24 protein-coding genes and 1 pseudogene are annotated in these 24,814 nt (G+C 43.3%); 9 read left to right on the forward strand and 16 right to left on the reverse strand.

Translation table 11 applies throughout. The features are described 5' to 3' along the window. Positions 1-165: 165 nt before the first annotated feature. Both TCA2_RS12640 and TCA2_RS12645 read left to right on the forward strand, forming a co-directional pair. Positions 166-714: a TetR/AcrR family transcriptional regulator gene (locus TCA2_RS12640; protein ID WP_047911943.1), complete on the forward strand. Its 549-nt coding sequence runs from the start codon at positions 166-168 to the stop codon at positions 712-714. A 70-nt stretch (positions 715-784) separates the two neighbouring features. Further along, a complete protein-coding gene (locus TCA2_RS12645; protein ID WP_047911944.1) occupies positions 785-1,630 on the forward strand; it encodes an SDR family oxidoreductase in 846 nt (281 codons plus the stop codon). 430 nt (positions 1,631-2,060) lie between these two features. Here the strand turns inward: TCA2_RS12645 and TCA2_RS12650 are convergent, their stop codons facing one another. Together TCA2_RS12650 and TCA2_RS12655 are read right to left on the reverse strand one after the other, a co-directional pair. Next, positions 2,061-2,714, reverse strand: coding sequence for a hypothetical protein (locus TCA2_RS12650; RefSeq protein WP_047911945.1), 654 nt, complete (start codon positions 2,712-2,714; stop codon positions 2,061-2,063). Positions 2,715-2,771: 57 nt separating this feature from the next. Further along, complete coding sequence (locus TCA2_RS12655) at positions 2,772-3,773, reverse strand: WxL protein peptidoglycan domain-containing protein (protein WP_193746036.1); 1,002 nt, start codon at positions 3,771-3,773, stop codon at positions 2,772-2,774. A gap of 297 nt (positions 3,774-4,070) precedes the next feature. Between TCA2_RS12655 and TCA2_RS12660 the strand changes: the two genes are divergently transcribed. Next, a complete protein-coding gene (locus tag TCA2_RS12660) occupies positions 4,071-4,907 on the forward strand; it encodes an alpha/beta hydrolase (RefSeq protein ID WP_047911947.1) in 837 nt (278 codons plus the stop codon). 65 nt (positions 4,908-4,972) lie between these two features. Here TCA2_RS12660 and TCA2_RS12665 read toward each other — a convergent pair whose 3' ends face one another. Beyond that, positions 4,973-6,316 carry an FAD-binding oxidoreductase gene (locus tag TCA2_RS12665; protein ID WP_047911948.1) on the reverse strand — a complete coding sequence of 448 codons (1,344 nt, stop codon included), beginning with the start codon at positions 6,314-6,316 and terminating at the stop codon, positions 4,973-4,975. Between the two features lie 160 nt (positions 6,317-6,476). Further along, positions 6,477-7,112, reverse strand: a complete 636-nt coding sequence (locus TCA2_RS12670) for a hypothetical protein (RefSeq protein ID WP_047911949.1) — start codon at positions 7,110-7,112, stop codon at positions 6,477-6,479. Positions 7,113-7,372: 260 nt separating this feature from the next. Here TCA2_RS12670 and TCA2_RS12675 point away from each other — a divergent pair, with 260 nt between their 5' ends. Continuing rightward, positions 7,373-9,958 carry a glycosyl hydrolase gene (locus TCA2_RS12675; RefSeq protein WP_047911950.1) on the forward strand — a complete coding sequence of 862 codons (2,586 nt, stop codon included), beginning with the start codon at positions 7,373-7,375 and terminating at the stop codon, positions 9,956-9,958. Between the two features lie 177 nt (positions 9,959-10,135). Here TCA2_RS12675 and TCA2_RS12680 read toward each other — a convergent pair whose 3' ends face one another. From TCA2_RS12680 to TCA2_RS12715, 8 genes are all read right to left on the reverse strand, one after another. Beyond that, positions 10,136-12,436: a cation-translocating P-type ATPase gene (locus TCA2_RS12680; RefSeq protein WP_047911951.1), complete on the reverse strand. Its 2,301-nt coding sequence runs from the start codon at positions 12,434-12,436 to the stop codon at positions 10,136-10,138. Positions 12,437-12,590: 154 nt separating this feature from the next. Beyond that, positions 12,591-13,325 (reverse strand): type 1 glutamine amidotransferase, encoded by a 735-nt coding sequence (locus TCA2_RS12685; RefSeq protein ID WP_238546375.1) that lies wholly within the window; start codon positions 13,323-13,325, stop codon positions 12,591-12,593. A 220-nt stretch (positions 13,326-13,545) separates the two neighbouring features. Further along, positions 13,546-14,325 carry an IclR family transcriptional regulator gene (locus tag TCA2_RS12690; RefSeq protein WP_238546376.1) on the reverse strand — a complete coding sequence of 260 codons (780 nt, stop codon included), beginning with the start codon at positions 14,323-14,325 and terminating at the stop codon, positions 13,546-13,548. 157 nt (positions 14,326-14,482) lie between these two features. Beyond that, the gene (locus TCA2_RS12695) at positions 14,483-15,052 is read right to left on the reverse strand and encodes a DUF6609 family protein (protein WP_047911954.1); all 570 of its coding nucleotides are present in this window, start codon (positions 15,050-15,052) and stop codon (positions 14,483-14,485) included. Between the two features lie 244 nt (positions 15,053-15,296). Further along, complete coding sequence (locus TCA2_RS12700) at positions 15,297-16,127, reverse strand: manganese catalase family protein (protein WP_047911955.1); 831 nt, start codon at positions 16,125-16,127, stop codon at positions 15,297-15,299. A gap of 87 nt (positions 16,128-16,214) precedes the next feature. Then, positions 16,215-16,847 (reverse strand): LysE family translocator, encoded by a 633-nt coding sequence (locus TCA2_RS12705; protein ID WP_047911956.1) that lies wholly within the window; start codon positions 16,845-16,847, stop codon positions 16,215-16,217. A 114-nt stretch (positions 16,848-16,961) separates the two neighbouring features. Next, positions 16,962-17,408, reverse strand: coding sequence for a VOC family protein (locus TCA2_RS12710; RefSeq protein WP_047911957.1), 447 nt, complete (start codon positions 17,406-17,408; stop codon positions 16,962-16,964). 75 nt (positions 17,409-17,483) lie between these two features. Further along, complete coding sequence (locus tag TCA2_RS12715) at positions 17,484-18,236, reverse strand: alpha/beta hydrolase (protein WP_047911958.1); 753 nt, start codon at positions 18,234-18,236, stop codon at positions 17,484-17,486. A 134-nt stretch (positions 18,237-18,370) separates the two neighbouring features. On the opposite strand from TCA2_RS12715, the gene TCA2_RS12720 reads away from it, so the two are divergent. Beyond that, on the forward strand, positions 18,371-18,850 hold the full coding sequence (locus TCA2_RS12720) for a hypothetical protein (RefSeq protein ID WP_047911959.1): 480 nt from the start codon (positions 18,371-18,373) through the stop codon (positions 18,848-18,850). Positions 18,851-18,939: 89 nt separating this feature from the next. On the opposite strand, the gene TCA2_RS12725 is transcribed toward TCA2_RS12720, so the two are convergent. Both TCA2_RS12725 and TCA2_RS12730 read right to left on the reverse strand, forming a co-directional pair. Then, positions 18,940-20,262 carry an NAD(P)-binding domain-containing protein gene (locus tag TCA2_RS12725; protein ID WP_081872474.1) on the reverse strand — a complete coding sequence of 441 codons (1,323 nt, stop codon included), beginning with the start codon at positions 20,260-20,262 and terminating at the stop codon, positions 18,940-18,942. 66 nt (positions 20,263-20,328) lie between these two features. Next, positions 20,329-20,664, reverse strand: coding sequence for an ArsR/SmtB family transcription factor (locus TCA2_RS12730; RefSeq protein WP_370510355.1), 336 nt, complete (start codon positions 20,662-20,664; stop codon positions 20,329-20,331). Positions 20,665-20,907: 243 nt separating this feature from the next. Here TCA2_RS12730 and TCA2_RS12735 point away from each other — a divergent pair, with 243 nt between their 5' ends. The 3 genes and pseudogenes from TCA2_RS12735 to arsC all read left to right on the forward strand — a co-directional run bounded on the left by TCA2_RS12735 (position 20,908) and on the right by arsC (position 22,994). Then, positions 20,908-21,225 (forward strand): metalloregulator ArsR/SmtB family transcription factor, encoded by a 318-nt coding sequence (locus TCA2_RS12735; RefSeq protein WP_047911960.1) that lies wholly within the window; start codon positions 20,908-20,910, stop codon positions 21,223-21,225. Between the two features lie 14 nt (positions 21,226-21,239). After that, positions 21,240-22,531, forward strand: a pseudogene (locus TCA2_RS12740) (arsenic transporter). A gap of 40 nt (positions 22,532-22,571) precedes the next feature. Next, a complete protein-coding gene (gene arsC, locus TCA2_RS12745) occupies positions 22,572-22,994 on the forward strand; it encodes an arsenate reductase (thioredoxin) (protein WP_193746037.1) in 423 nt (140 codons plus the stop codon). 1 nt (position 22,995) lies between these two features. On the opposite strand, the gene TCA2_RS12750 is transcribed toward arsC, so the two are convergent. Next, complete coding sequence (locus TCA2_RS12750) at positions 22,996-23,538, reverse strand: hypothetical protein (RefSeq protein WP_152557727.1); 543 nt, start codon at positions 23,536-23,538, stop codon at positions 22,996-22,998. A gap of 124 nt (positions 23,539-23,662) precedes the next feature. Then, entirely contained in the window at positions 23,663-24,301 is a 639-nt protein-coding gene (locus tag TCA2_RS12755) for a nitroreductase family protein (RefSeq protein ID WP_047911963.1), read from the reverse strand. 120 nt (positions 24,302-24,421) lie between these two features. Between TCA2_RS12755 and TCA2_RS12760 the strand changes: the two genes are divergently transcribed. After that, on the forward strand, positions 24,422-24,781 hold the full coding sequence (locus tag TCA2_RS12760; RefSeq protein WP_047911964.1) for a MerR family transcriptional regulator: 360 nt from the start codon (positions 24,422-24,424) through the stop codon (positions 24,779-24,781). The last annotated feature ends 33 nt before the right edge of the window (positions 24,782-24,814 follow it).

The raw sequence follows: 24,814 nt of genomic DNA on the forward strand, positions 1-24,814 counted from the left end.
ATTTTATTGAACTCATGTCTATAATTATAATGAATTCTTATTACACAGCAATTGTCATTATGTAAGAGTTTGTATATTAATGAATAGATTTATCGATATTGTTAATTATCTGCTTCAAACGGAGCTAAAACGAATGCAAAGAGAAAGTCTGGTGAATATAACGAAATGAGCAAAATCGATAGAAGAATTATTAAAACACAGGAAGCGTTAAAATCTGCGGTCATTGAGCTTATGAGGGAGAAACCGTTTGATGATATTACAATCCAGGACCTCTCTGATCGAGCTAATGTTAGCAGAGGTACAATATATCTACATTATATGGATAAATATGATCTGTTAGATAAACTGATAGAAACCCATATTAATGAGCTTCGCGACAGATGCGAGGCCGCTGCGGATATGGATTTTGTAGAAGGGTCCTTAATATGGACGGAATACCTGGAGAGCAATTATTCCTTCTTCTCCATGATGCTCGCAAGTAAAGGAGCACCTTTCTTCCGGCATCGGTTTTTGGAGTTCTTGATTGAAGAATTCAAGGACGAAGTGGATACCACTAAAGGGAAAAACGAGGGCTTGAATAAAGATCTTGTTGTGCAATTTGTAGCATCTTCCTATGTAGGCGTGGTTGAGTGGTGGTTTAGCAATGAAAGACCTGTATCCCATGAAGTATTAGCAGAACAGCTTGGAACATTATTGGAGCGAAATTGTGGTTAGGGACAGGATGAATATGCACCGAATTCAGATATGCTGACATAACGGAGAGCTATAGCAAGGAGGATATCAGATGAAGGTATTAGTAACTGGCTTTAACGGAAAGGTTGGCTTCTGGGTTGCTAATGAATTGAAGAATAGAAATATTCCGAACGTATGTGCGGTGCGAAATGTTGAACAGGTGAAGGCCAAATATGGAGATGATTATGAATTCGTGCGTCTTGATTTCTCAGAGATAAGCACCTTTGATGGAGCGCTCAAAGGGGTTGACCGGATTTTTTTAATGTATCCGCCTGGTCAACAACTTGAGTTCGATGTCTTTCTCGAGAAGGCGAAGGAAAAAGGGATCAAACACATTACCTACCTATCGCTAAAAGACGTTCAGTTTATGCCATTCATTCATCATTACAAGATGGAAAAGCGGATCAAAAGCAGTAAAATACCTTATACTTTCGTTCGTGCCGGCTATTTCATGCAAAATTTAAGTGATTTTCTCTGTAAGGAAATTAAAGAAAGACACCACATTTTTGTGCCGGCAGGAAACGGAAAAACCAGCTTTGTGGACACAAGAGATCTTGCAGAAGTCTCAGCTCTATCGTTAATGGAGGAAGCTAAGCATAGAAATCAAATCTATATCATCACAGGCAATGAAGCACTCGATTTTTATGAGGTAGCAGTCATAATGACGGAAGTGCTTGGCGTAAAAATTGAATATACGAACCCATCAATCAAAGAATTCAAGCAGTATATGACACAATCAGGTATAGACGAACCATTCGTAAATGTGGTTGCTGGAATTCATATGCCTACGAAGCTCGGACTTGCAAAAGGAATTAAGCATGATTATATGAAGGTAACAGGAAAGAATCCTACAACTGTCAGGCATTATATTGAGGATTTCAAGCAGGATTGGCTCTAGCCGGTACTCTGCCGGGACAAACCGAATTACACTGCTTGGAGGTGCACTTCATCGCATGCCGCATCCAAAATTAATATGTAATATTCCTGCAAAAATAAAGAGAATGACTCCGAATTCTTCCGGAATCATTCTCTTTTTTGTATGAAACAAAGTATACAACTGCTGAACCTGTTAAAATCTAAGATTCAATCATGTTTATCCATTCATGTCTTATCGCACATATTCCCTTCCCTCATCACCGTTATAGAAAGCAAGTGCAGTACTCATTTTCTGTGAGTATACCATACAGCTCCAATTATAAATCGGTCTCTGGATGTATATGAAGGCAGGCAATTCAGCAGCAATCTTAAAATGCTCTTTTGCTAAAAAAGACACCTGCTTCTGCAGGCATCTTTTTCTTTTCGTTCAAGCTTTGACTAAGTTCTGTTCATTAAATTCCGCTTGCCAGTGTGTACGTTAACATACTTGTATATGTAGTTGCCACTGCTCCCACCGTATCCCCGATCGCATAAGAAGATCCTGTGCCATGAAGCTCACTGACGGTAACGGTTTTTGGCGTATTTATCCAAAAAGTTGGACTAACTTGATAATCTCCCATACCGTAACCTGGATCAGCACTGAAAATGGTTTGTGGTGTAGATGATAGATAGAAGCTCTTGGATAAGGGGCCATACGTAGTATCTACTTGCTGCCCCGTATTCACATAAATCTGTCCGGATCTAACTTCAACATTTGAGGCAGGATAGGACAGTGTATATGTCCCATTTCCTCCGGATGTGGGATCCGTAAGCGCCTGGCTTACAAAATCTGATGCAGCTAGAGTAATGGTCCATCCGTCCCCTCGGCCTGTATTGTCTGTGAGAAGAATGTTGCTGGTTACCGTTGCTCCCTTCCAGTCCTTGTTGTTGATTTCCTTGGGAGCAAAAATAATTGGATCTGCCGAGAATGTGAGCTGACCTCCGGTTAAGCTAAACTGACTCTCCGGATTTTGTACATCTAGCTCTTCAGCTGCGGCTGTCAGTGGAACTGACATGATGAATACTAAGCCGAGTAGAGCTGTCTCTAACTTCTTCATGATTGACATTTTATAATCTCTCCTTTAGTGTTTCGTTGCTTCTGTACTTCCCTCGGATGTTACACCTTAATCCCTCCTTTCATCGTTCTTCTTGAATCTCATCCGTATAAGCAGGCTCAGTAACAAGAAGATGATAGCAAGCAAACACCAGATCATTAGGGAGGAAATCCCTCCATTATTATTCTGGGGCAGCACCTTTGCCAGATGTTTATCAGCAAGAGATTGCTTAGATTTAGCAGCTTCCGCCCGGTTTAGAACAAATTCAAATTCCTTCGTAAATACTTCATCCTTCCACTGTCCTGTTAATACCGCTTTATAACCCCCTTGTTCAAGGTGAAGCCCTTGTAATATAAATTTTGATTCCGCCTCTGTGCCTCCATAGACAGATTCCATACTCAGTTTGTTCTTATAGAGGCTTGTATTCGTGTCGGTATCAACCACTTGAATCTCAATTTCAGGCTTACCGAGTATAGTCCCTTCATTATTAATATATGGAGATACGCTTAATAAGCCGTTATGTAAGTATTCATATTTAAAATCAGAAAATGAAAATTGGGTACGTGCTTGACCCGGGTTATAATCAGCAATGATCTGTATTCCGATTTTGGTTAATGCTTCCGTATGAAAATTCACTTCTTGTTGTTGCGTATCTGCTGTCACAGCCTCCGGGTATTCTTGTAGTGCAATATAAGAAATATATTGGCCGTAGCTCAAGTGCTCAGGAAATTCAACGTCAAAAGAGTAATTCTGAGATTCTAAAGGCGGAAGGGTTACCCTTAAGGGCTTTGTCTTTATCCATTTACCTGGCCCTGTTAATTCTTCTCCATAATTAGTAAAATCCTTACCTCCATTTAATTTGGGAACAGCATCCGCAGGATATAGATAAAATTCGGACTGACGATCTTTGCTGTGATTCGTGACAGTAACTGTAAATGTTTGCTTAGACCCTGGTTGCACCTGCGCATGAAAGCCACCCGCTAATGTCTTAGCCTTCTTGTCTGTGATGTTCATCGACAAATTAAAATCTGCAGCAGAAGCCGTTGCGGCAAATAATGTGAGCAGCAGCATACAGAATATTTTCGTTCTCCATATTTTAAGTAACATTTAGTTCAACCACCTCAATATATGTTTGTACGAACCCAGGTTCATCGCGTTAGATGACGCTGTCTGATTTCATTGCAAAAAAAAAGCACCCCACACTTAACAAAGTAAGTGCGAGGTGCTTCCTCGATCGAATTTTCAATTAATTAGATACTATAACTACTTCTTAACATTGTCAATAAACGATCTAAAATTCATACTGTATTGCATTCATTAGTAGCGCACGATAAGATTCTAGTAAATATGAGTACTAGGAGAATGAGGATGAAGATTGGTGATCCTATACCTTGGAGAGATGTTCTTACTGACGAGGGAACGCATACTATAACGGGGGATGTCCGAATATTCAATGCATTTCCAATAATTCAGCTGCAAATCGAGCGCAGAATCTGGATATATCTGCCTGGCAGCTATAACATTGGAGAACAGAGATATCCGGTCATTTATATGCAAGATGGACAGAATGTATTTGATCAAGCAACATCCTGGGGCACCGAATGGGGTGTAGATGAGACCCTTTCGCAGATGGGACTTGAGAATCCTTCTTTAGAAGCGATCGTGGTCGCCGTTGACCATGGGGGCAAGGAACGTAATAATGAATACAATTTTACAGTCAACGACGAGTATGGCTTCGGCGGCAAAGGTGAGGCGTACACTGCTTTCCTGGCAGAAACGCTCAAGCCTTATATCGATAAACACTTTCGTACACGCCCAGAACCAGAGCATACAACGATTGCCGGGAGCTCTTTTGGTGCCTATATCGCACTTTATACGGCCATTCGCTATCCAGAACAATTTGGCCGTGTAGGCGGGATTTCCTTTGTTATGTGGCACGATAACGGCGCGATTATGCAATTGATCCAGAGCTCAGTGTTATCACCCGCTCTGCGGGTCTATCTTAGCATTGGAGGACAAGAAACTGACAATCCCGAATTTAATAAGACCGCGTACGAGCATGTTGAGCTTGCCCGTCAGACGCTGATTGCCGCAGGGGTTCCGGAGGACCGGGTTCGATTCGATGCCGTTCCCGAAGGAACACATCACGAATCGACTTGGAGTAAGTTATTTCCTGAGGCACACCGCTGGCTGCTCCAGCCCTAAGGTTAAACACTACTATGGCATAATCAATGAAGCCGCTGATAGAATGGAATCAACGGCTCTGTATTTTATGCTGGAGGAATACTTTGCGGATTGTTGAATACATTTTTCGGATCGTATTTCGCTTTGATTTTCTTCAACCTAGCATAGTTCTTCCCGTAATAGACGGGCCCTGGACATTTAATCCCTTGGTCAGGAACATTGATGTAGGAACCTACAATATAAGGCTTTAATTTCTTCCTTGTGTTCCGGGCCAAGGCAATATTTCGGGCTGCATGGGATGGTTTAACCCACGAACTATTCCATTCCACATAGTATTTAGCTTGTCGCCAGTAGAACGCCGTTGCTTGTGGAGCTACTCTGCTTACGGCTCCGCCCCAGTTTAGGAAAAAGAAGCCTGCCGGAGTCCCTCCCTCAGCTTTCTCCAGAAATTCGCGCATCACTTTATAGGCTTTATCGGGAAATGGCTGTTTCCCAAAACCACTTGAAAACTGATTGCTATATCTTTGAGTAAGCACCGGATCGGGGGCAAGCATGAATTTCGTAGCTTCCGTGTAAGGCAGGTAACGAATTACTTTTTGAGTCGGCGTGCCCACGCTGAGAATAGGTTTCAGCTGGTGAAGCGCCTTGACCTTTGAGCCGAGGTAGATTCCTAACATGCTGACATTACCGCCTTTTTTAGGACCGACACTTAACTCGCTGCCTAATTTGTTGCTGGCGTTAGGAGCCCATACCTGCCATTTCCTTACGACTTCCTCAAATTGCTCCCAAGGCCACGTGATGCTAAATACGGTAGCTTTGGCTGGAGCAGGCAGGACTTTAAATTTATATTGGGTATAGATGCCGAAGTTGCCGCCGCCACCGCCACGGGAAGCCCACAATAAATCCGAATTTTGTTTGTGATTTGCTCGAATGACTCTCCCCTTCGCGTCAACCATTTCAAGTCCGATGAGATTGTCGCAGATGAGGCCTGTTGTCCGTTGCAGCGGTCCAATCCCCCCTCCTGGCGTTATACCTCCAATTCCCACTGTTGGGCTATCACCGAATGGAGCCATAAACCCTTGCCGCGCGAGCGTATCCACAATTCTTCCTACCTGATTACCTGTCTCAACGATGACCGTTCCGCTCTTTTTATCCAAAGTAATCTTCTTCATCTCACTTACATCGATGACAATGCCGCCATTGATCTGTGAAAGATTCCCTTCCAGGGCGTGTCTTCCACTTCTGGCGCGCAATGGAACATGATTTTGACGAGCCCATCGGATGGCATTGGCCACATCCTGTGTTTTTTGTGCAAAAACGAACACCTTAGGAAATCGATCTGTATGCGGGTCCCAATTCTTACGAGCAGCTTCGTAACCAGGGTCTCCCTTAAAAATGACTCGCCCTGTGAGCTTAACTTTTGAACTCATCCATGATCCTGCTCCTTTATATAAAAGTTCTATTAGGCAGATACCATTTAATGTATGAATGCGTTCATCATCTGGTCTGGGCTTATGCGTAGTTACAGCTTCTGAATCGCCAAGCGCATAAAAAAAGCCGCACGAAGAATGCGACTCTGAACGAAATGAACTACTTATTTTTTTGCACAGTCGACAGGGAAACAAGAACGGGTCCTGCGAAATCGGAAGCCTCCTCACTCTTCGGATTATGAAGGCGGAATTCAAAAGCATCCCCTTGTTCTGTTGTCCATACCATATAATCGCTGATGCCTTCCACTCCGGAAGCTTGAAGGTAAAGCTCAGCGAACCCAAGGGGATGTTCGACTAACTCACCACTATAATCAGACACTTCTCCTGCTTCACTCAAGTCCTCCTTGGCGGCAGCTTCAAGCTGCTCTAAATTATAATCGGCTGGTAAAGGTTTAATATCCACGTAGTAATCTGGATTGCTAGTCAAAGACAATCGGCCGGTATCTGCATCAAATGTAAACTTCTCAAAGACATACATACTAAATCCCTCGCCGTACTGCAAGCGTCCTTCAAATAACTGATTTCCTTCAGACGTCAACATCTCAAAGCTCTTGGTCTCTTCCCGCGTCTTCTCTTCGGGAGATTCCTGCTCAGATGAAGGAGGCACAGAGGATTGATTTTCACTTTCTCCAGTTGCCGTTTTCGTCACATGCTCTGTTTCCCCTGAACAAGCAGAAATTACAATTACCAGAACGAAGAGTGGAACCGTAATCCAATAGCGATGCTCCTTTTTCATTTGTCAGCTCTCCTTTCAATCGTTTATTGAGATTCCATAATATGTATTAACCGACTCTGAGATTCAATACTCGCTTATTTTAGGGGAATGAAGTCGAATGCAGTACACTTGATATAGATAGGCGAATTTGAGTTTCTCAAAATAACAAAATCAGAATATTTACAATTAATGGCAATCATGTTATCTTTACTTTGAAAGCGCAACCATGACCGAGCAGAGTATCCATTCTTCATCATATTTTATATGGAGGGAAGATGTTAATGGTACAATTGTTCAAAAAGTCAAGCGCAATACTGATGGTATTCGCTCTGCTCGTAGGGTTAGTAACAGTCCCTGCTCAAGCAGACGACGCCCCACTCTTGACTATCGAAAGTGAAGATGCTCAGCTCAGTTCTGATCTTCAAGTGGTCACGGAAATCTACGGCCAGCCTAAGCCTGGATACACAGGAGATGGATTTGTCTGGATGCAGGGTTCCGGGACGATTACCTTCAACGTGACTGTCCCAGAAACAGGCATGTATGAAGTTTCATCACGGTATATGCAGGAGGTAAGTCCTGACGGCAGGCAACAATCACTCGCGGTAAATGGGGTTACAAAATCAACTTTTATGCTGCCCTATGCGACTACTTGGTCCGATTACAATTTTGGATTTTTCAAACTAAATCAAGGCAGCAATACGATTCAACTGAAGGCCGGCTGGGGATTTGCATATTTCGATTCCTTCACTGTAGATCATGCTGATCTTGATCCCCTGGATGTACAGCCTGTCCTCACAGATACTCAAGCGACACCTGAGACTCAGCTTCTTATGAATTACTTAACTGAAGTGTATGGTAACCATATTATCTCGGGTCAGCAGGAGATCTATGGAGGCGGTAATGACGGCGATTATGAGCTCGAATTTGAATGGATCCATGATCTAACGGGCAAGTATCCAGCCATTCGCGGCTTTGACTTTATGAACTATAATCCACTGTACGGCTGGGAAGACGGCACGACTGATCGGATGATCGACTGGGTAAACAATCGAGGCGGTATTGCGACAGCCGCTTGGCATATCAATGTACCCAAGAATTTCACGACCTATCAGCTTGGGCAGGCTGTAGATTGGAAGGATGCCACCTATAAGCCATCCGAAACCAATTTCAATACAGCAAATGCGGTCATACCTGGTACGAAAGAGTATCAATACGTCATGATGACGATTGAGGATCTGGCGGAGCAGCTGCTAATCTTGCAGGATAACAATGTACCCGTTCTATTCCGTCCTTATCATGAGGCCGAAGGAAACGGAGGCTTGAATGGAGAAGGTGCATGGTTCTGGTGGGCTTCAGCAGGTGCAGAAGTATACAAAGATCTATGGGATCTGCTCTATACCGAACTAACTGAAACGTACGACTTGCACAACTTGATCTGGACTTATAACAGCTATGTGTACAGTACATCTCCCGCATGGTATCCAGGAGATGATCAGGTCGATCTTGTAGGCTACGATAAATACAATACGGTCTACAATCGCGATGACGGATTGTCCGGCGTTCCGAACGAGGACGCCATTACTTCAATTTTCTATAAGCTGGTTGATCTGACGAATGGAACAAAGATGGTGGCCATGACCGAGAATGATACCGTTCCGAGCTTACAGAATTTAGTTGAGGAAAAATCCGGCTGGCTCTACTTCTGTCCATGGTATGGTGAGCATCTGATGAGTTCTGCCTTCAACTATCCTGCCACACTGACAACTCTATATCAAAGTGATTATGTCATTACGTTAGATGAGCTTCCGAATCTGCAATCCAATAATCCAACTCCAAATGCATCCCTATCACCCTCCAACATTGAATTCGACAAGTATACACCTAATCAGAGTGACCAAACCATCATCCTAAATTCAAACAGCCATACGTTAACTGCGATCCGTATGGGCACTCAGGCACTCACCCCGAGCCAGGACTATACCTTAAGCGGTAACACACTTGTACTCAAAAAAGAATTCTTGTCACAGATGCAAGTTGGCGAACATACCTTCACATTTGATTTCAGTCAAGGTCAAGATCCTACACTTAAAGTTAAGGTCGTCAATTCAACACCGAGTGCTGCGTCAATCTCACCCGTAAATACCACATTCGATAAAGCAGCCAATCTTCAGCAAAACATTACAATTGCTCTTTCCTTGAATGGACTACAGCTCATCAGTATTAATAATAGCAGTTATGCGCTTATATCCGGTCAGGATTATACGGTGACAGGCTCTTCTGTCGTTTTGAACAAATCCTATCTGTCCACTCTGCCGCTTGGCCAGAGTACGATCAACTTCCAATTCAGCGGAGGTGGTCAAGCCATCCTTACCGTGAATATTGCTGACAGCGGCGTAACCGTTCCCTCCCCTGACGGGGCCATCACGATTCAAGCTTATAATGGCAACACAAGTACATCTACCAACGGAATCTCGCCTAAATTCAAAGTAGTTAACTCGGGGACTTCCGACATTTCATTGAGTGATGTCAAGATTCGGTATTACTACACCATTGACGGGGAACAAGGGCAGAGCTTCTGGTCTGATTGGTCCAGCGTAGGAAGTGCTAATGTGAGCAGTGCTTTCGTTAAACTGACGACTCCGGTTTCCGGGGCTGATCATTACTTGGAGATTAGTTTCTCTAGTGCGGCTGGAACATTAAGCCCCGGTCAGAGTGCAGAAGTTCAAACACGCTTCTCTAAAAACAACTGGTCCAATTACACGCAATCGAACGACTACTCCTTTAATGCGACCAGCACACAATATGTAAATAGCAATCAAGTTACTGGATATTTGAACAATCAGCTTAGCTGGGGCATTGAACCGTAATTCTATAGAAACAAGGGCCGGAACAGGTTCTGACCTATCTCCAGCCCTTGTTCTGTATTCAGCTTCGCATGGTCTTCTATATAGGCTTGTTATTCCATAATTGCACTTCGATATATCTTTTTCTTCTATTTAAAATGAAAGAGCAGCAACTTTTGTTCAAATGAGGCAGCAGCATTTTCACAGCTTCAATTTCTGGAGACGCAGGGAATTCAGCACAACCGAAACAGAGCTGAACGCCATCGCTGCACCAGCCAGCCACGGTGCTAAGAGACCCATAGCAGCAATGGGAATGCCCACTACATTATAGGCAAGCGCCCAAAATAGATTTTGCTTGATATTACGCATCGTGCTTTTACTTAATTGGATCGCGTCAGCAACTTGATTCAGATCTCCGCGCATCAATATAACTTCTGCTGCTTCTGCGGCTATTCCCGTACTAGTGCCTACAGATATGCCTACATCAGAGACAGCAAGTGCAGGCCCATCATTAATCCCGTCTCCTACCATAGCTACCTGATGTCCCAATTGCTGCAGTCTCTTTACTTCTGCCGCTTTCTCCTCGGGGAGGACATTTGCAGTGACTTTGGAGATTCCTACCTGACTCGCAACAGCCAGAGCCGTACGCTCATTGTCTCCCGTCATTAATACCACTTCAATCCCCATTGCTTGAAGACGGCTGACGGCCTGTGCAGAGGTTTCTTTCACGGTATCAGCGACAGCGACCATTCCTGCCCATTGATTATTGATTGCCACGAGCAGCACCGTTTTCCCTTGACCTTCAAGCTCAGACATTTGAACCCCTGCTTCAGCAGGAATCCGTACCTTCGCATCCGTAAGCAGCCGCCGCGTTCCCACAAGAATGTCCTGGCTGTAACCGCGGGCGCGAACGCCGTACCCCGGCATATTCTCAAACCGCTCTGGTTTAAGCAGAATTTTAATGCCCCTGTCTTCTATCCCTTCCGTTATGGCTTGAGCAATGGGATGCTCCGAGCTGAGCTCCGCAATTCCTACTCGTTTCAACATTTCGTTCGAGGACCAGTCCTGCGAAGTAATTACATCGGTCAACATCGGTTTCCCGTGAGTGACGGTTCCGGTTTTATCTAATATCACGGTCTGAATATAACCTGCATTCTCAAGGTGCTCCCCACCTTTAAACAGGATACCGAATTCAGCTGCACGACCCGAACCAGCCATGATGGATGTCGGAGTCGCTAGACCCAGTGCGCATGGACAGGCGATGACCAATACAGCAATTGCTTTTTCCAGAGCAGTACTCAAGCTGCCTGTGCTCTCAAATAATAATGAAAATAAAAATGTAATCGCAGCCAGACTAATAACGACAGGCACGAATATTCCTGATAAGGTATCTGCAACACGCTGGATGGGAGCCTTTGATCCCTGAGCCTGCTCGACAATGTGAATGATCCTTGCCAAGGCGCTGTCAGCTCCTACTTGTGTCGCACGTATAACGAGACGACCATTGATGTTAAGTGTTGCTCCAGCAACAGTGTCGCCAAGCTTCTTGTCCACTGGCAGACTCTCTCCGGTTAACATGGATTCATCTACCGAGGAAGCTCCCTCTTCCACGATTCCATCCACAGGAATCTTCTCGCCTGGCTTTACAAGAACAAGATCATTGGTATGGACATGTTCAGAGGGGATTTCAATAATCTTGCCATTTCGAACGACTCTTGCCGTTTGCGGAGCTAACTGCATCAAACTGCGGATGGACCTTACAGCTCTTCCTCTAGCCAGAGCCTCCAGCCATTTGCCGAACAAAATTAACGTAATCAGCACTGCACTTGTTTCAAAATAAAGCTGGAGTGGAGCTTGTCCGGCCCCATCTACCGCCTGGTGAATATGACCCAGCACCCCCCCGGTACTGGTCATCAAAATAAGATACACACTATAAAAATAAGCCGAGCTTGTCCCAAGGGCGACCAGTACATCCATATTGGCACTTCGGTTTTTCAACGCTTTACACGCACCTTTATAGAAAGTCGCGCCAAAATAGAACTGTACCGGCGTTGCCAATAACCATTGAACAATAGGAATGAATAACACGTCAGGGACACCTATTCCAGAGGTGAACGAAAAATGGGAAACCATGGACCACAATAAGGGAAAAGAGAGTATCGCTGACAAGATCCACTTCCATTTTTTTCGTTGTAGTTCCCGTTCTCTCAGTACAAGAGATTCTTCATCTGTTGTTTGAATGTACGCCTCATATCCAAATTGCCTGATCTGATGGATAAGATCTGAAGCTTGTAGTGCTCCTGATACGAACTCAACCTGTCCTGATTCTAAAGTAAGGTTCACATTTACTCGCTTCACTCCGGGAAGCTTGCTGAGGCCTTTTTCGATTCGAGCTGAGCATGCGGCACACGACATCCCTGTTATTTTTAGATTCGCTTGCTGATAAGTATGGTCTGTTAATTTATCGTTCGTTGAATAGTGATTATTCGAAAGTGGGTCCATAAGATATAGCGCTCTCCTTCACTAAACGTTATCCTCTACATATCATACGTTGTACTCTCGATTCTCATGATTGCTATCTTAGGGTCAAAAAAAGCCTCCAAACCTACACTTTTCATAGGTTAAGAGGCCTCTCCATAAATCGACTTCTTCGTCATTATGATGAAAGCACGCTTTCGTCTGCGCTTTCTGATATGCTCAACGCAATTTGATCCAATATTCCCTTCAGCAGCCTGTTCGCAGGTTCACTATGATTCATCCCTTCGCGAATTCCTGCATCCTGCTGAATAAATGATAAATCGATCAGTTCATGTGACCATCTGGACAGCATTTCCTCGATGCAATCGGGTGTTGACTCTAAGTGAAACTGCAAGGCCAAGACATGATCACCATAGGCAAATGCTTGCTGACCGCAAGCTTCCGAGTACATCAGATGTCTGGCACCTTCAGGCATTGAGAAGGTATCACCATGCCATGAAAAAGAAATAAAATGTTCCGGAAGCTGAGCCAGCCAAGGATGACGTTCCTTATTTCTGTAGATTTGATGCCATCCAATCTCCTTATTTGCTCCAATCGGAGATACCGTTCCTCCCAAGATTTCTGCGATCATCTGTGCTCCCAAACATATCCCAAGCACCTTCTTCCCCGCTTCAATGACATCTCTTACAAAGTGCTTCTCTTGAATAAGCCAAGGGTATTCCGTTTCCTGGTAGATACTCATGGGTCCCCCTTGAATAACGAGCAGGTCTAACGAGTGAAGCCATTCCGGCGGTATCCCGTTGGCAGGGTCATGTACGATCAGATCATGCCCAGCTTGTTTGGACCACGACACGATTACGGATGGATCATCAAATGAAAAATGACGGAAAACAATGATGTTCAATAGGCTCACCTCGAATGATATGAATAATTCTATAGTATCTCAAATAGGGAGGATATCAACGCCATTATCCCACATAGTGAGATAATATTGAGAAATATTGAGTATTGTTTATGTCTATCCCGAATAATGAGATAAATAAAACAGAAAAAGACCCTCGTCATTAAATGACAGGGGTCTGCTACAATTTAAGAAAAGGTTATCCTTCATAGGATGTCAATTCACCTGGAGATCATTGAAGGTTACGTCCGCGATACCCAAGCTCGTTAGATATGAGGGCTGCATATTTTCGAGCCATACTTGAATATTTACCAATACTCTCTTCACTGAAACGAATCGAAGGACCTGCCACATTCAAAGACCCGATAACTGTATTCTCGTAGGAAAAGATCGGGACTCCAATTCCTGTGGTCCCTTCTGTTGCCTCATTCGTCGTCATTGCATATCCTTGCTGTTTAATTGCTGTAAGCTCCTGATCAATATAGGCTCGGGACAGCGGCTTCAACGAAGGGACGTCATCCCAATCAAACGAATCCAGCAGTGACTTCTGCAGTTCAGGCTTTAGGAAGGCTAATATCACTCTATTCGATGCTCCAATAAATAATGGCAAGCGCAGCCCTATTGGTTCCGATATTTTCAGAACTTGCGGTGAGTCCACTGAATCAATGTAGATCCCTTCCGCATTCTCACGAACGGATAAGTATACGGTTTCCTTAGTACGCTTCGATAGCTCCTCCATGAACGGTCTTGCAATCGTGCGCAGCATCAAACTATCCCACATGAGAAAGCCATACTTCATCAGAGACAGGCCCAGTTTATACCGTTTCGTTTTCTCATTTTGCGACACAAAACCATGCTCAGTAAGAGAGGAGAGTAATCGATGTGCACTCTGTATCGGCATATTCAACGCTTTACTGATCTCCGTTACACTCATCTCTTTTTCGGTACCCTGAGGAAGTAACAGGTCCAAGATTTGCACTACTTTGTTAATAACGCCAGACAATCCGTTCACATCTCCTCGTCTAGAACTTTGCCATGATTATATCATATCAAGGGTAGAACGATTCTGTTCAGGAACGAATAGACGACGGCTAATCTGTCTATGTACTTCTGCTTGAAGGAAACTACTTATGTCTCCAATACTATAATCCTAGATGCTGCTACTTTTGTTATGCTGAAAGCTGATGTGCCCTGCTCTGACGGCTTGGCTTGGAATAGAATAATAGATATAGTCCTACTAGCTTGGCGAGGCCATCTGCTATTCCAAAGTAGAAAAAGGGTATCGATTCGAGAACCATCCCCGCTATTGCAATCACGGTGCCCATCGAACCGATGACAAGCATCGACTTCCCGTGGACATAATAAAACAGGAAGAAATGAATACCTGTTGCCAGAAGCGTGCCCAGCCAGATCATCCGCCAATCCAAGCTAGGGAAAAAAGGCCCTGCGATCAAGAACATCAGCACGAATAAAGAGATAACACCGATATTTCCCATTCGATCCTGAAAAGGGGTGCTGGGACCCTCAGCTAATCTGTGCTGAACTCTCGCATTAAAAAACGAAATATAGAAACCGATGAAATAACCGATCATAAAGATGAAAGGATTTAAATAAAAGGAACCGCCAAATATTGTCGATGCGATGATGACAGAGCCGATGATGGCCAGCCATAATCCACAGACCTTCTTGTAGTTGAATTGCAAGGGAACAGTACGATCATATCCTAGTTTTTGAAACATATCCGCCTCCTAATGATAGAATGTTAAATAGATTGATGATGTCTAACTAGATCTTAGACCCCAACAAGATTTAATTCTTCACATGATCACACGATCCTGCCATGAACTAGCATATTTAACATACTCATGATGTAAATGTCGTTTTGTATCCATTCTTCAGTAAGTTGATTAACAAAAAAACCTTACAATTGCAAGGATGCATGCAACTGTAAGGCTTGTTAATTCGTTAATTATCAGATTAAAGTTAGTTTTGTGGATCCAGATCATGATGAATGGATTCTGGTGGAACAGCAGGTTTATATACTTGGCCTTTAGCTACCGGTTCTGCTACATAGACAAAGTTACCTGTTCCGTCAGGAGCGCTGCCCGTAGCCCACAGTCCTTCGGAGGATTCATTGCCTTCAGACAGATTCCAGAATTCATAAGCTTCTGGCTGTGATTCCAATTCTGCTTCCGGAGGGAAGGTAGCTGGAACGACAACTCCGTTTTTCTCCTCCAGCTCTTGAATGGCTGCCATCCATTGATATTGGTGATAGCGATCACGTGCCAGCATCTTTCGGAACGTTGCACGAACCCCTTCATCCGTTGTCATATGGTATAGTCTCGCCACTTGAAGTCTGCCTTGGCTTTCTGCATGGAGGTTAGAACGCATATCTGCGAGCAAATTGCCGCTGGCTACAATGTAAGACCCATTCCAAGGTACACCATTTGAATTACTTGGTAGTCCACCAAGACCACTAACGAGCAAATGCTGCGGGTTCACCCCGCCCATAATCGCTGCGGTCACTGGATCTTTTGCCGCCTCATCCTGTGCCTCTGGAGAAGAACCATCAAGCAACTGACTGATCAATGCACAGAGCATTTCAACATGTCCAATTTCTTCGGTACCGATGTCCATCAGCATATCCTTGTACTTCTCTTCACCACGGCAATTAAAGCCCTGGAATAAATACTGCATCATGACCGTCATTTCTCCAAACTGACCACCAAGTACTTCTTGAACCTGACGTGCCAGCATCGGATCTGGACGATCAACCTTAACTTCAAACTGCAATTCTTTCTGATGACGGAACATCATATCACTCCTAATCTAAAAGGTTTTTTACAATTTTCTAATTTGTAATTAAACCGATAGATCAGAATTAAACACACTCTAAAAATGCTAGAAGAATAAAACCTTGACGGCTTGCACACCAAAATGTACACCAAAGCCGATTAAAAATAGTCCTGATATGATAGATATCCCTCTTAGCAGAGGAGCACTCAGCACTTTGCGAAAAAAACTCGATGTTGCAGCAACTGTAACATCCCACACAAGGATCCCAGCGACAATGGCCAGGCTGAGCAGTACAATCTGCGAAGTGCTCTTGGCCGCTGTTTCCTGTGCGAGTACGGAGCCAAATATGCCGAGCCAAAACAAAATGGACATCGGATTAAACAAGGACATCCAAAATCCAGATCGAAATGATCTGCCCAGCGGCTCCCTCTCTGATGCTTCCGACTCCTTGATTTGACCGCTGCTCAGCAGACTTTCCACTCCGGTATAGACTAATACAAAGAAGCCGAATAACCATAGAAATGTCTGAACAAATGGAGTATCCAGAAAATGAACCACACCCAAATACACGAGCAGCATGTAGACCACGTCTGCCAGCACAGCCCCGAGTCCGAATACCCAGGAGTGAAAGAATCCCCGCCGAATCCCAATATTTAATTGAGCTGCATTCAGAGGGCCAATGGGAGCGGCGAGCGACAAACCAAGCAGCATATAGGCAATATAAGCACTTGTTAACATATGCCTCCTCCTTAGATAGCAACAATACATCGATATATCCTATTCGCAGAAGGAGGCTTGTACGACTATTTTATTTTAAAAACCGTATATGGCAGTTAACATCAAGTAATGCGCTTAATCAGAAGTTAGTTCTCCCTTTTTTTCCTCCCACAGCCTAATTCGTTCTTCATGACTAACCTCTTTATATACCTGATGCAGCATCCATACATAACCAAAAGGATCTGTAAAAATAGCATTCGCTATTCCATAGTCAGGCAGCTCCGTTACCGGCTGAATTTCTGTACAGCCTAATTCCATCGCCTTGGTATAAGTCTCTTCAATATTAGGGACGGTGACATTTACCCAGCTGGTTTGAGGATGCTCAGGAGTTGGTGCAATGAGATGAAATTGCGGGTTCTCATCCAACAGATGAAACCGGACGCCATATAGAGTAAACACCACCTCATTTTCACCTCGAGGAAGCTTAGAAGCTTCCACAAGCTCAATATCGAATATACCCTTGTACATCTCCAGTGCTTTTAAACTGTCGGTTACGACCATATCCAGTTCTACTCCAACCATCGTCTACACGCTCCTAATCTAAATTTATTCATCTTATCATTTTCCCTAATCCTATTTTAATGTATACAACGCTCGCTAATCCGCATTGGGACCCGGGTATGCAAATCTCATTCCACTCGGGAAATACTTATTGAAATATTGGTGACTGTGAATACCTTCTGGATCGGTCTCCAGCATAATATGATCCGTTCCACTAGGAACTTTATCTTGTAAGATGTGATAGACCTTCTTCGTATTCGGGACCATGTACTGCTGCAGATTATCCCGCCCTACCCCCTCCGTCTCACCAACATACATATACATGCGCACATCATTCTGAGTCAAGGTACTGCTCTCTACAAACGCAACAAACCTATCATACCAAAGCGAAGCTGACATCATAATGAATCGTCCAAAGTAGTCCGGCTCTTGAAAAGCAGCGTACAGCGATATCAACGCCCCGAGTGATCCTCCCGTAATTCCAATCTGGGATGCATCCTCTGTAATTCGATACCGTTCCCTCGCGTAAGGAAGTACTCTCTCTGTCACAAAGTCCAAGTACTGATCCCCTTCTCCTGCGAAGACCTCACCTTCCTGCAGAGGCTCTGCCTCCCATGGGGTATATTCGCAATCGCGTCTGCTTGGCTCAATCCCAATAAAGAGTACCTCTTGCGTAGCACCGCTTGCAAAATCTGCCTCTAATTCCTCCATCGAATCTACAAACAAATAGCTGCCATCCTGGACAATTACAGCGGGAAACAAATCCGCATTGTTGTCATCATAAGACGGTGGTGTATAGATATAAATGTTCCTGTTCTCAATCTGGTATGTAGTCAGCTTCCCCCGCATTAATCCCATCTCCTTGTATACTTTTTGCTCTATTTAGTATATCAAACAGCAGGAGTTAGCACGAGATATGTACATTTATCGATTATCCTAAATATGGTAATATACTTTTAACCGATCCAGAGAGGAGCCAATTCATGAAAAAATCCAGTATAGTAATGCTCACTGCACTACTCACAATGTTATTCATCTCCGCATGCGCTAATTCGAATGTTCCGAGCGCAGCTGAAGTGGCAGAGAAATATAAGCTTGCTGAATTGGAAAGCCCACAAATTAATGAGGTTACGGAGCAAGTCATATCCGAAAAATATGAGGCAATGGAGCCTCTAACAACGGAAGTGTTCTATGAAAGATCAGTTCGTTCCCGAGTATTTATCCGTGGCTCTCAATTAGCAGAGCTGAAAGAAAGTGAGGTCCGATTGACCGACCTTGAATTTACCGAAAGAAACGCAGCAGATACACAGATTGAACTGAATTATACAGGGACGGTCTCATTAGCAGAAGAATCACTAGATCTCGAAGGTACCATCTATTTGCTAAAGGAGGCTGATGAATGGAAAGTGAATAACGACGTTTATAACGTAGAGGATATTTTAAATATTTTAATGAAACATTGAAGAGACCAAGGTTAATGATCTCTCTTCATTCTAAACTTCTTCTCTCTTAGTCAGCTTTGCATTTCTTACATGTAATATACGTAAGTCCATTAAGAATTTCTACATACTCCTGTTTCAGGTAGGACTAATTCAACTTTTTCTGCTGCCTCGTAATCTCCTACGAGTGCAGCGGTAATGGATCTTACCTGTTCATAACCTGTTGTCATTAGAAAGGTTGGGGCTCTGCCATAACTCTTAGCTCCTACAATGTAAAAATTAGATTCTGGTTGGCGCAGCGCTCGTTCACCATGAGGTCTAACTGTTCCGCAGCTGTGTATATTGGGATCAATGAGTGGAGCTAACGCACGAACACTTTCTATAGAACTATCCATGTCCAATCTTATTTCTCTTAGAAAACTCAGGTCTGGACGAGAGCCCGTACTGATGATGATCTCATCGACGGAGTTCACCCTGCTCTCCTGTCCATGTCGCACTCCAGATATCGATATTTGATCTGCAGAGTATTGGAATCTTTCAATTTGAAATGAAGAAAATACTTCTATTTTCCCGGAAGCTACAAACTGCTGCAATTGAGTTCCCAAAGCTCCCCGTGCAGCCAAACCATCATTTTCTTGACCTCCATATACTTCACTTACATTATCTTTTCTCAGAATCCAAGTAATTCGGGTTGAGGGCTCCAACTCTTGCAGACTTTGCAGATCTAAGAGTGCATTAATGGCTGAATGACCACTACCCACAACGAGCACATGTTTACCCGCATATCGATTACGGTGAACATTGAATATATCTGGAATACCGTAGAACATCTTGTGTTGTATATTCAGCTCGCTATCTGTCCAGTTTCCTTCGGATACTGCGGGATTAGGTGACCCCCATGTTCCTGAAGCATCGATTACGGCTCTAGCTTCGACCACCTTACGAGTATCATTTTCTTGGATATGTAGGACAAAAGGGAAATTATCACGCCCTGCCGTTTTTATTTTACTTAACCCTTTTCGGCTCACGGCAGTGACTATAGTGTTTAGATGAATGTAAGGCTTTATTTCTGGTAGATCGGACAAAGGAATAAGATACTGTTCTAACAGCTGTGCTCCAGTAGGAAGCTCTTCTTCACCTGGCTCGGTCCAGCCGCTTACATCTAATAATTGCTTCGCTGCTTTATCTATGTTGTACTTCCAAGGCGAAAATAAACGAACATGACTCCATGTTGTTACATTTCCCCCGACTTGTTGAGCTGACTCAAATAAAATAAAAGGCTGGTTTTTTGAAACCAGATGTGCTGCAGCAGCTAGACCAATCGGTCCCGCTCCAATAATAGCCACAGGAAGCTCGCTGTTCTTATTAACATACTCCATAGGTGAATTCTTAGCTACTACCGTATTAATTTTTAAGCTATTACAACAATTACTCATGTTAAAACCCTCCTTATTCAAGTTAAATCAATTTTTTTTGATTAATTAATGAAAAGTAAAAGCGATTCAACAGCAATCGCCTCTTTGTTCCTCTACATTTCGGAATATGCAGCACAGTTCCGGTGATAAAAGATTGTTTACTTCCGTACTATTTAATTCATAATAGCTCCAGGTTCCCTTGGTTTCACGCTTAATCAGCCCCGCATCTAATAGTATCTTTAAATGGTATGACAGCTTGGATTGCTGCATATCAAAGATCTCGGTTAGATCACATACACAGGTATTACCTCTCTGTGTAAGTACATACATAATCTTCAGCCTTTTCTGATCCGCCAATGCTTTGAACTTGGCTTCATATGTAGAAAAATCAATTGGGTGCTCGTTGGTTTCGGGAAACTTAATATCCAATCCCCCACCTCCTTATCTCTTATTTTATATCTTATATCTTATATCAAAATAACTTGATTTATACACACACTTTATCACTTGAGAAATACAGATGTCAATAATTCATCAAAAAATCTTGATTTATTAAATTTAACATAATCATTTGATTATATAACTGTTTACTTATATTCAATCCTATGTATAATTAACAAAGTCATGACGAATACAAGATGAAATTGATCGTGAGGTGGAATACATTTGTCTCAAGACATAGAAGCGATAGCCAACACTTTGAAATTGCTCTCTGATGGAACTAGGTTAACGATCTTGGCACTTCTCAAGGAAAAAGAATTATGTGTGTGTGATCTGGTCGATCTTCTGCAAACGACACAGCCCAATGTAAGTCAGCACCTAAGAAAGCTGAAGAACGGAGGACTTGTAACGGAGACCAAAAGGAAGCAATGGGTTTATTATTCACTCAATATGGATGAAAAGCCTTACCTACAGGGGATATTGGATGAGATGCCTTCAATGAAGGAGCAAATCGATCAGCTGGATCCTGATTGTTGCCGGTAGCTAAGGAGGAAATGATGTTATTGACAGCAAGCCTTATATTTCTGGTTACTCTTGTTTTTGTAATATGGCAGCCTAAAGGATTAAACATCGGTTATTCTGCCATGGGTGGTGCGGTCTTAGCACTGATGTGCGGCATTGTGAGTCTGCAGGATGTTTGGGATGTGACCGGCATCGTCTGGAATGCGACGCTTGCCTTCGTGGCCATTATACTGATCTCCCTAGTTCTGGATGAGATCGGGTTCTTTGAATGGGCTGCCCTTCATATGGCCCGCTTCTCCAATGGAAATGGAAGAGTGTTGTTTATCTATGTGATCTTGCTTGGAGCTGCGGTTGCTGCATTTTTTGCCAATGATGGAGCAGCCCTTATCTTAACTCCGATTGTGTTAGCTATGGTTAGAGCCTTGAAGTTCAATGATCGAATGATCTTACCTTTCATCATGGCCAGCGGATTTATTTCAGATACTGCATCCCTTCCTCTAATCGTCAGTAACTTAGTAAATATCGTTTCGGCGGATTTCTTCGGCATTGGTTTTGTCGAGTATGCTAGCAGAATGATCGTACCGACATTGTTCTCCATTGGCAGCAGCTTGCTCGTATTATTCCTGCTATTTCGAAAGAGCATTCCCAAAACGGTAGATCTGCAACAGCTTAAGCATCCAAGAGAAGCCATTAAAGATCCGCGTATGTTTAAGTTATCTTGGATCATTCTTGCGCTGCTGCTCGCTGCTTACCTGCTGAGTGAATTTATCAATGTCCCTGTATCCATCATGGCTGGAGTTGCTGCAATTGTATTTATTGTACGAGCTAGATACAGTCCGGTAGTCAACGTTCAATCGGTCATTCAAGGAGCGCCATGGTCGATTGTGTTATTCTCGATCGGCATGTACGTGGTTGTATATGGTCTCCGTAATGTAGGTTTGACGGATGAGCTTGCCCACCTCTTCCAATGGCTTGCGGATCAAGGACTACTTACAGCCACGATCGGTGCTGGTTTTGTAGCCGCCTTGCTCTCTTCCGTAATGAATAACATGCCAACGGTCATGATTGATGCTCTAGCGATTCAAGCAACCAACACACAAGGTGTATTAAGAGAAGCTCTCATCTATGCCAATGTCATTGGTTCGGATCTCGGCCCAAAAATTACGCCTATCGGTTCGCTCGCTACCCTCTTATGGCTGCATGTGCTGGCTAGGAAGAACGTCAAAAAACATGGGGATATTATTTCAAGGTTGGAATTGTACTTACCTTGCCGGTACTCTTAATTACCTTATTCGGCCTCTACCTATGGCTGACCCTAATTTATTGATTGCAAATATACAAATGAAGATTACCAAAGGAGAATGAACATGGAGAAAAAACTCGTATACTTTTTATGTACAGGAAATTCTTGTCGCAGCCAAATGGCCGATGGATTCTTGAAGGAGCTTGGCGGTGACAAGTATGAAGTGAAAAGCGCCGGATTAGAAGCTCACGGTCTTAATCCTAGAGCTGTGCAAGTGATGAATGAAGCAGGAATTGACATCACTAGTCACTCTTCGGATGTGATTGATCCAGCTATCCTTAACCGTGCTGATTATGTCATAACGTTATGCGGTCACGCAGATGAGCATTGTCCGGTAATATCCAATCCAGAGGTTATCAAATGGCATTGGGGATTTGAGGATCCGGCAAAAGCGACAGGAACGAAAGAGGATATCATGAGCGAGTTCAGATCTGTCCGTGATGACATTAAAGCACGCATTCAAAGTTTTGTGGAGTCTGGCCATTAACTTATTCCTCTTCCATGGGTGGGCGATGTCCAAACTCTATCTTGGATGGTAAATTCATCGAATGTATTGATTTAGGGAATAGATCTGGTGTTCTTACAGTAAGGATATATCCATTTATGATGTCCGTAAGCATGTGAATCTCTGCAGGACTGTAGGTTTCCAGCTCCGAGGTTGAAATAATCACATCCTTATTAAATATTTGAGATAATCTGGTCGCTAGTCGATGCTGATGATCTTCAGTTAAACCATTGAACTCCTGCACCAGAATTTCTAGTTCATCATCACTATCGGTAGACTGGGCAAGATGAGATTGTACCGACATTTGAGAAGGAGTCAGTGATTGGATCGCAAAGACTTCAATGATATCATCCATTTCATACTGCAGAGAGTTCCCTTCTTCTGTATCTATGAACAAGCAGTGATCATTCATATGTTTGGAAACGCCACGGACAAGTTCATTATGATCTTTGACTCTAATGACAACAGAGCGTTCCTCTCTAACGGTCATCTCAATAAATTCTCGTTTGTTCATCATTCTAACCACAGGGGTTGCCACCTCTCGAAGAAATCAATTGTCAAATGTTGTAATTCTATGTTGTCACTCAACAATCCTGCACCCGGGAATAAGGCTGCTGAATCATCAGCAGCCTTATTTTGCATATCAGAGGTTATGCCCAAAATGTAATCTTCTCGGCATCTAATCGAATGGATTCATATCCCTCCTCTTTGGCCTTACCCATGGAGATGATCATGACCGGAACATAACGCTCCTCATCTAATTCAAACTCTCGGGCTAACCGATCTGCTTCAAAGCCTGCCATTGGATTGGTATCATATCCATGTGCGCGGGCGACTAACATAAGCTGCATGGCAAAGAGGCTGCTGTCTATTTTCGCAATTTCCACTTTCATTTCTTTTGTCAGTGTTGGAAAAATCGACGATATGGTTTCAAGCTGCCGATCTCGCACATCCGCAGGCATTAATCCTTGTTCTACTGCTGTGTTGTATATTTCTTCTGCATATAAATAACTTGATGTGTCTCCAAAAATTAATAGCATCGCTGAAGAGGTACTATTCTGAAGTGTATTAAATCGAACTAAGGGTGTAAGCTTATTCTTCCCTTCCAGAGTGTCCACGACGACGACTCGCCATGGCTGCATATTAGCTGAGGAAGGAGCCAGGCTGGCTTCAGATATTATTTCAGTAATCTCTTCTCTCGGAATTTTATAATGCTCATCATAATTGCGAACTGAACGACGTCCCTTCACGATATCCGTGAAATCATTACTTTGAATATAGTTGAACATATGACTCTCTCCTTCGTGATAACGTTAGATTTTTTTGACATTTGATATGCCGTTCGTTATCATGATCACATTATGAGCTATGAACCTAGGTTTATAGCAAGAAGTTAAAGAGGGATCATTATGAGAATAAATGAGGTTTCGAAATTAACGGGTCTGCCGATATCTACCTTAAGATTTTATGAGCGCAAGCAGCTGATTCCGGGCAGCTATATGTATAGAGATATACATAATTACCGTGTATATTCAGAGGAAATTGTGGAGTATCTGAACGATGTGAAGGCACTGCTATCTGCGGATTTTTCTATAGAAGAGCTGAGCCTGCTAGTTAATGACGAGATTAACCTATCATATGAGGACAAGCTTAAGCTCGTTAAGCAAAAGGTCAAAGAAATCAATGACCTTAAGAATCAATTGAACCGGTCTGAGCAATATTTGAAAACGATCTTGGAAGGTACAGCAAAGTTTCACAAAGAGTGCTGAGACCGTGGAAGCTCCTCAAAAAATGCAAAAAAA

This window comes from Paenibacillus sp. TCA20, from assembly GCF_000732325.1.
Lineage (GTDB): Bacteria > Bacillota > Bacilli > Paenibacillales > Paenibacillaceae > Paenibacillus > Paenibacillus urinalis.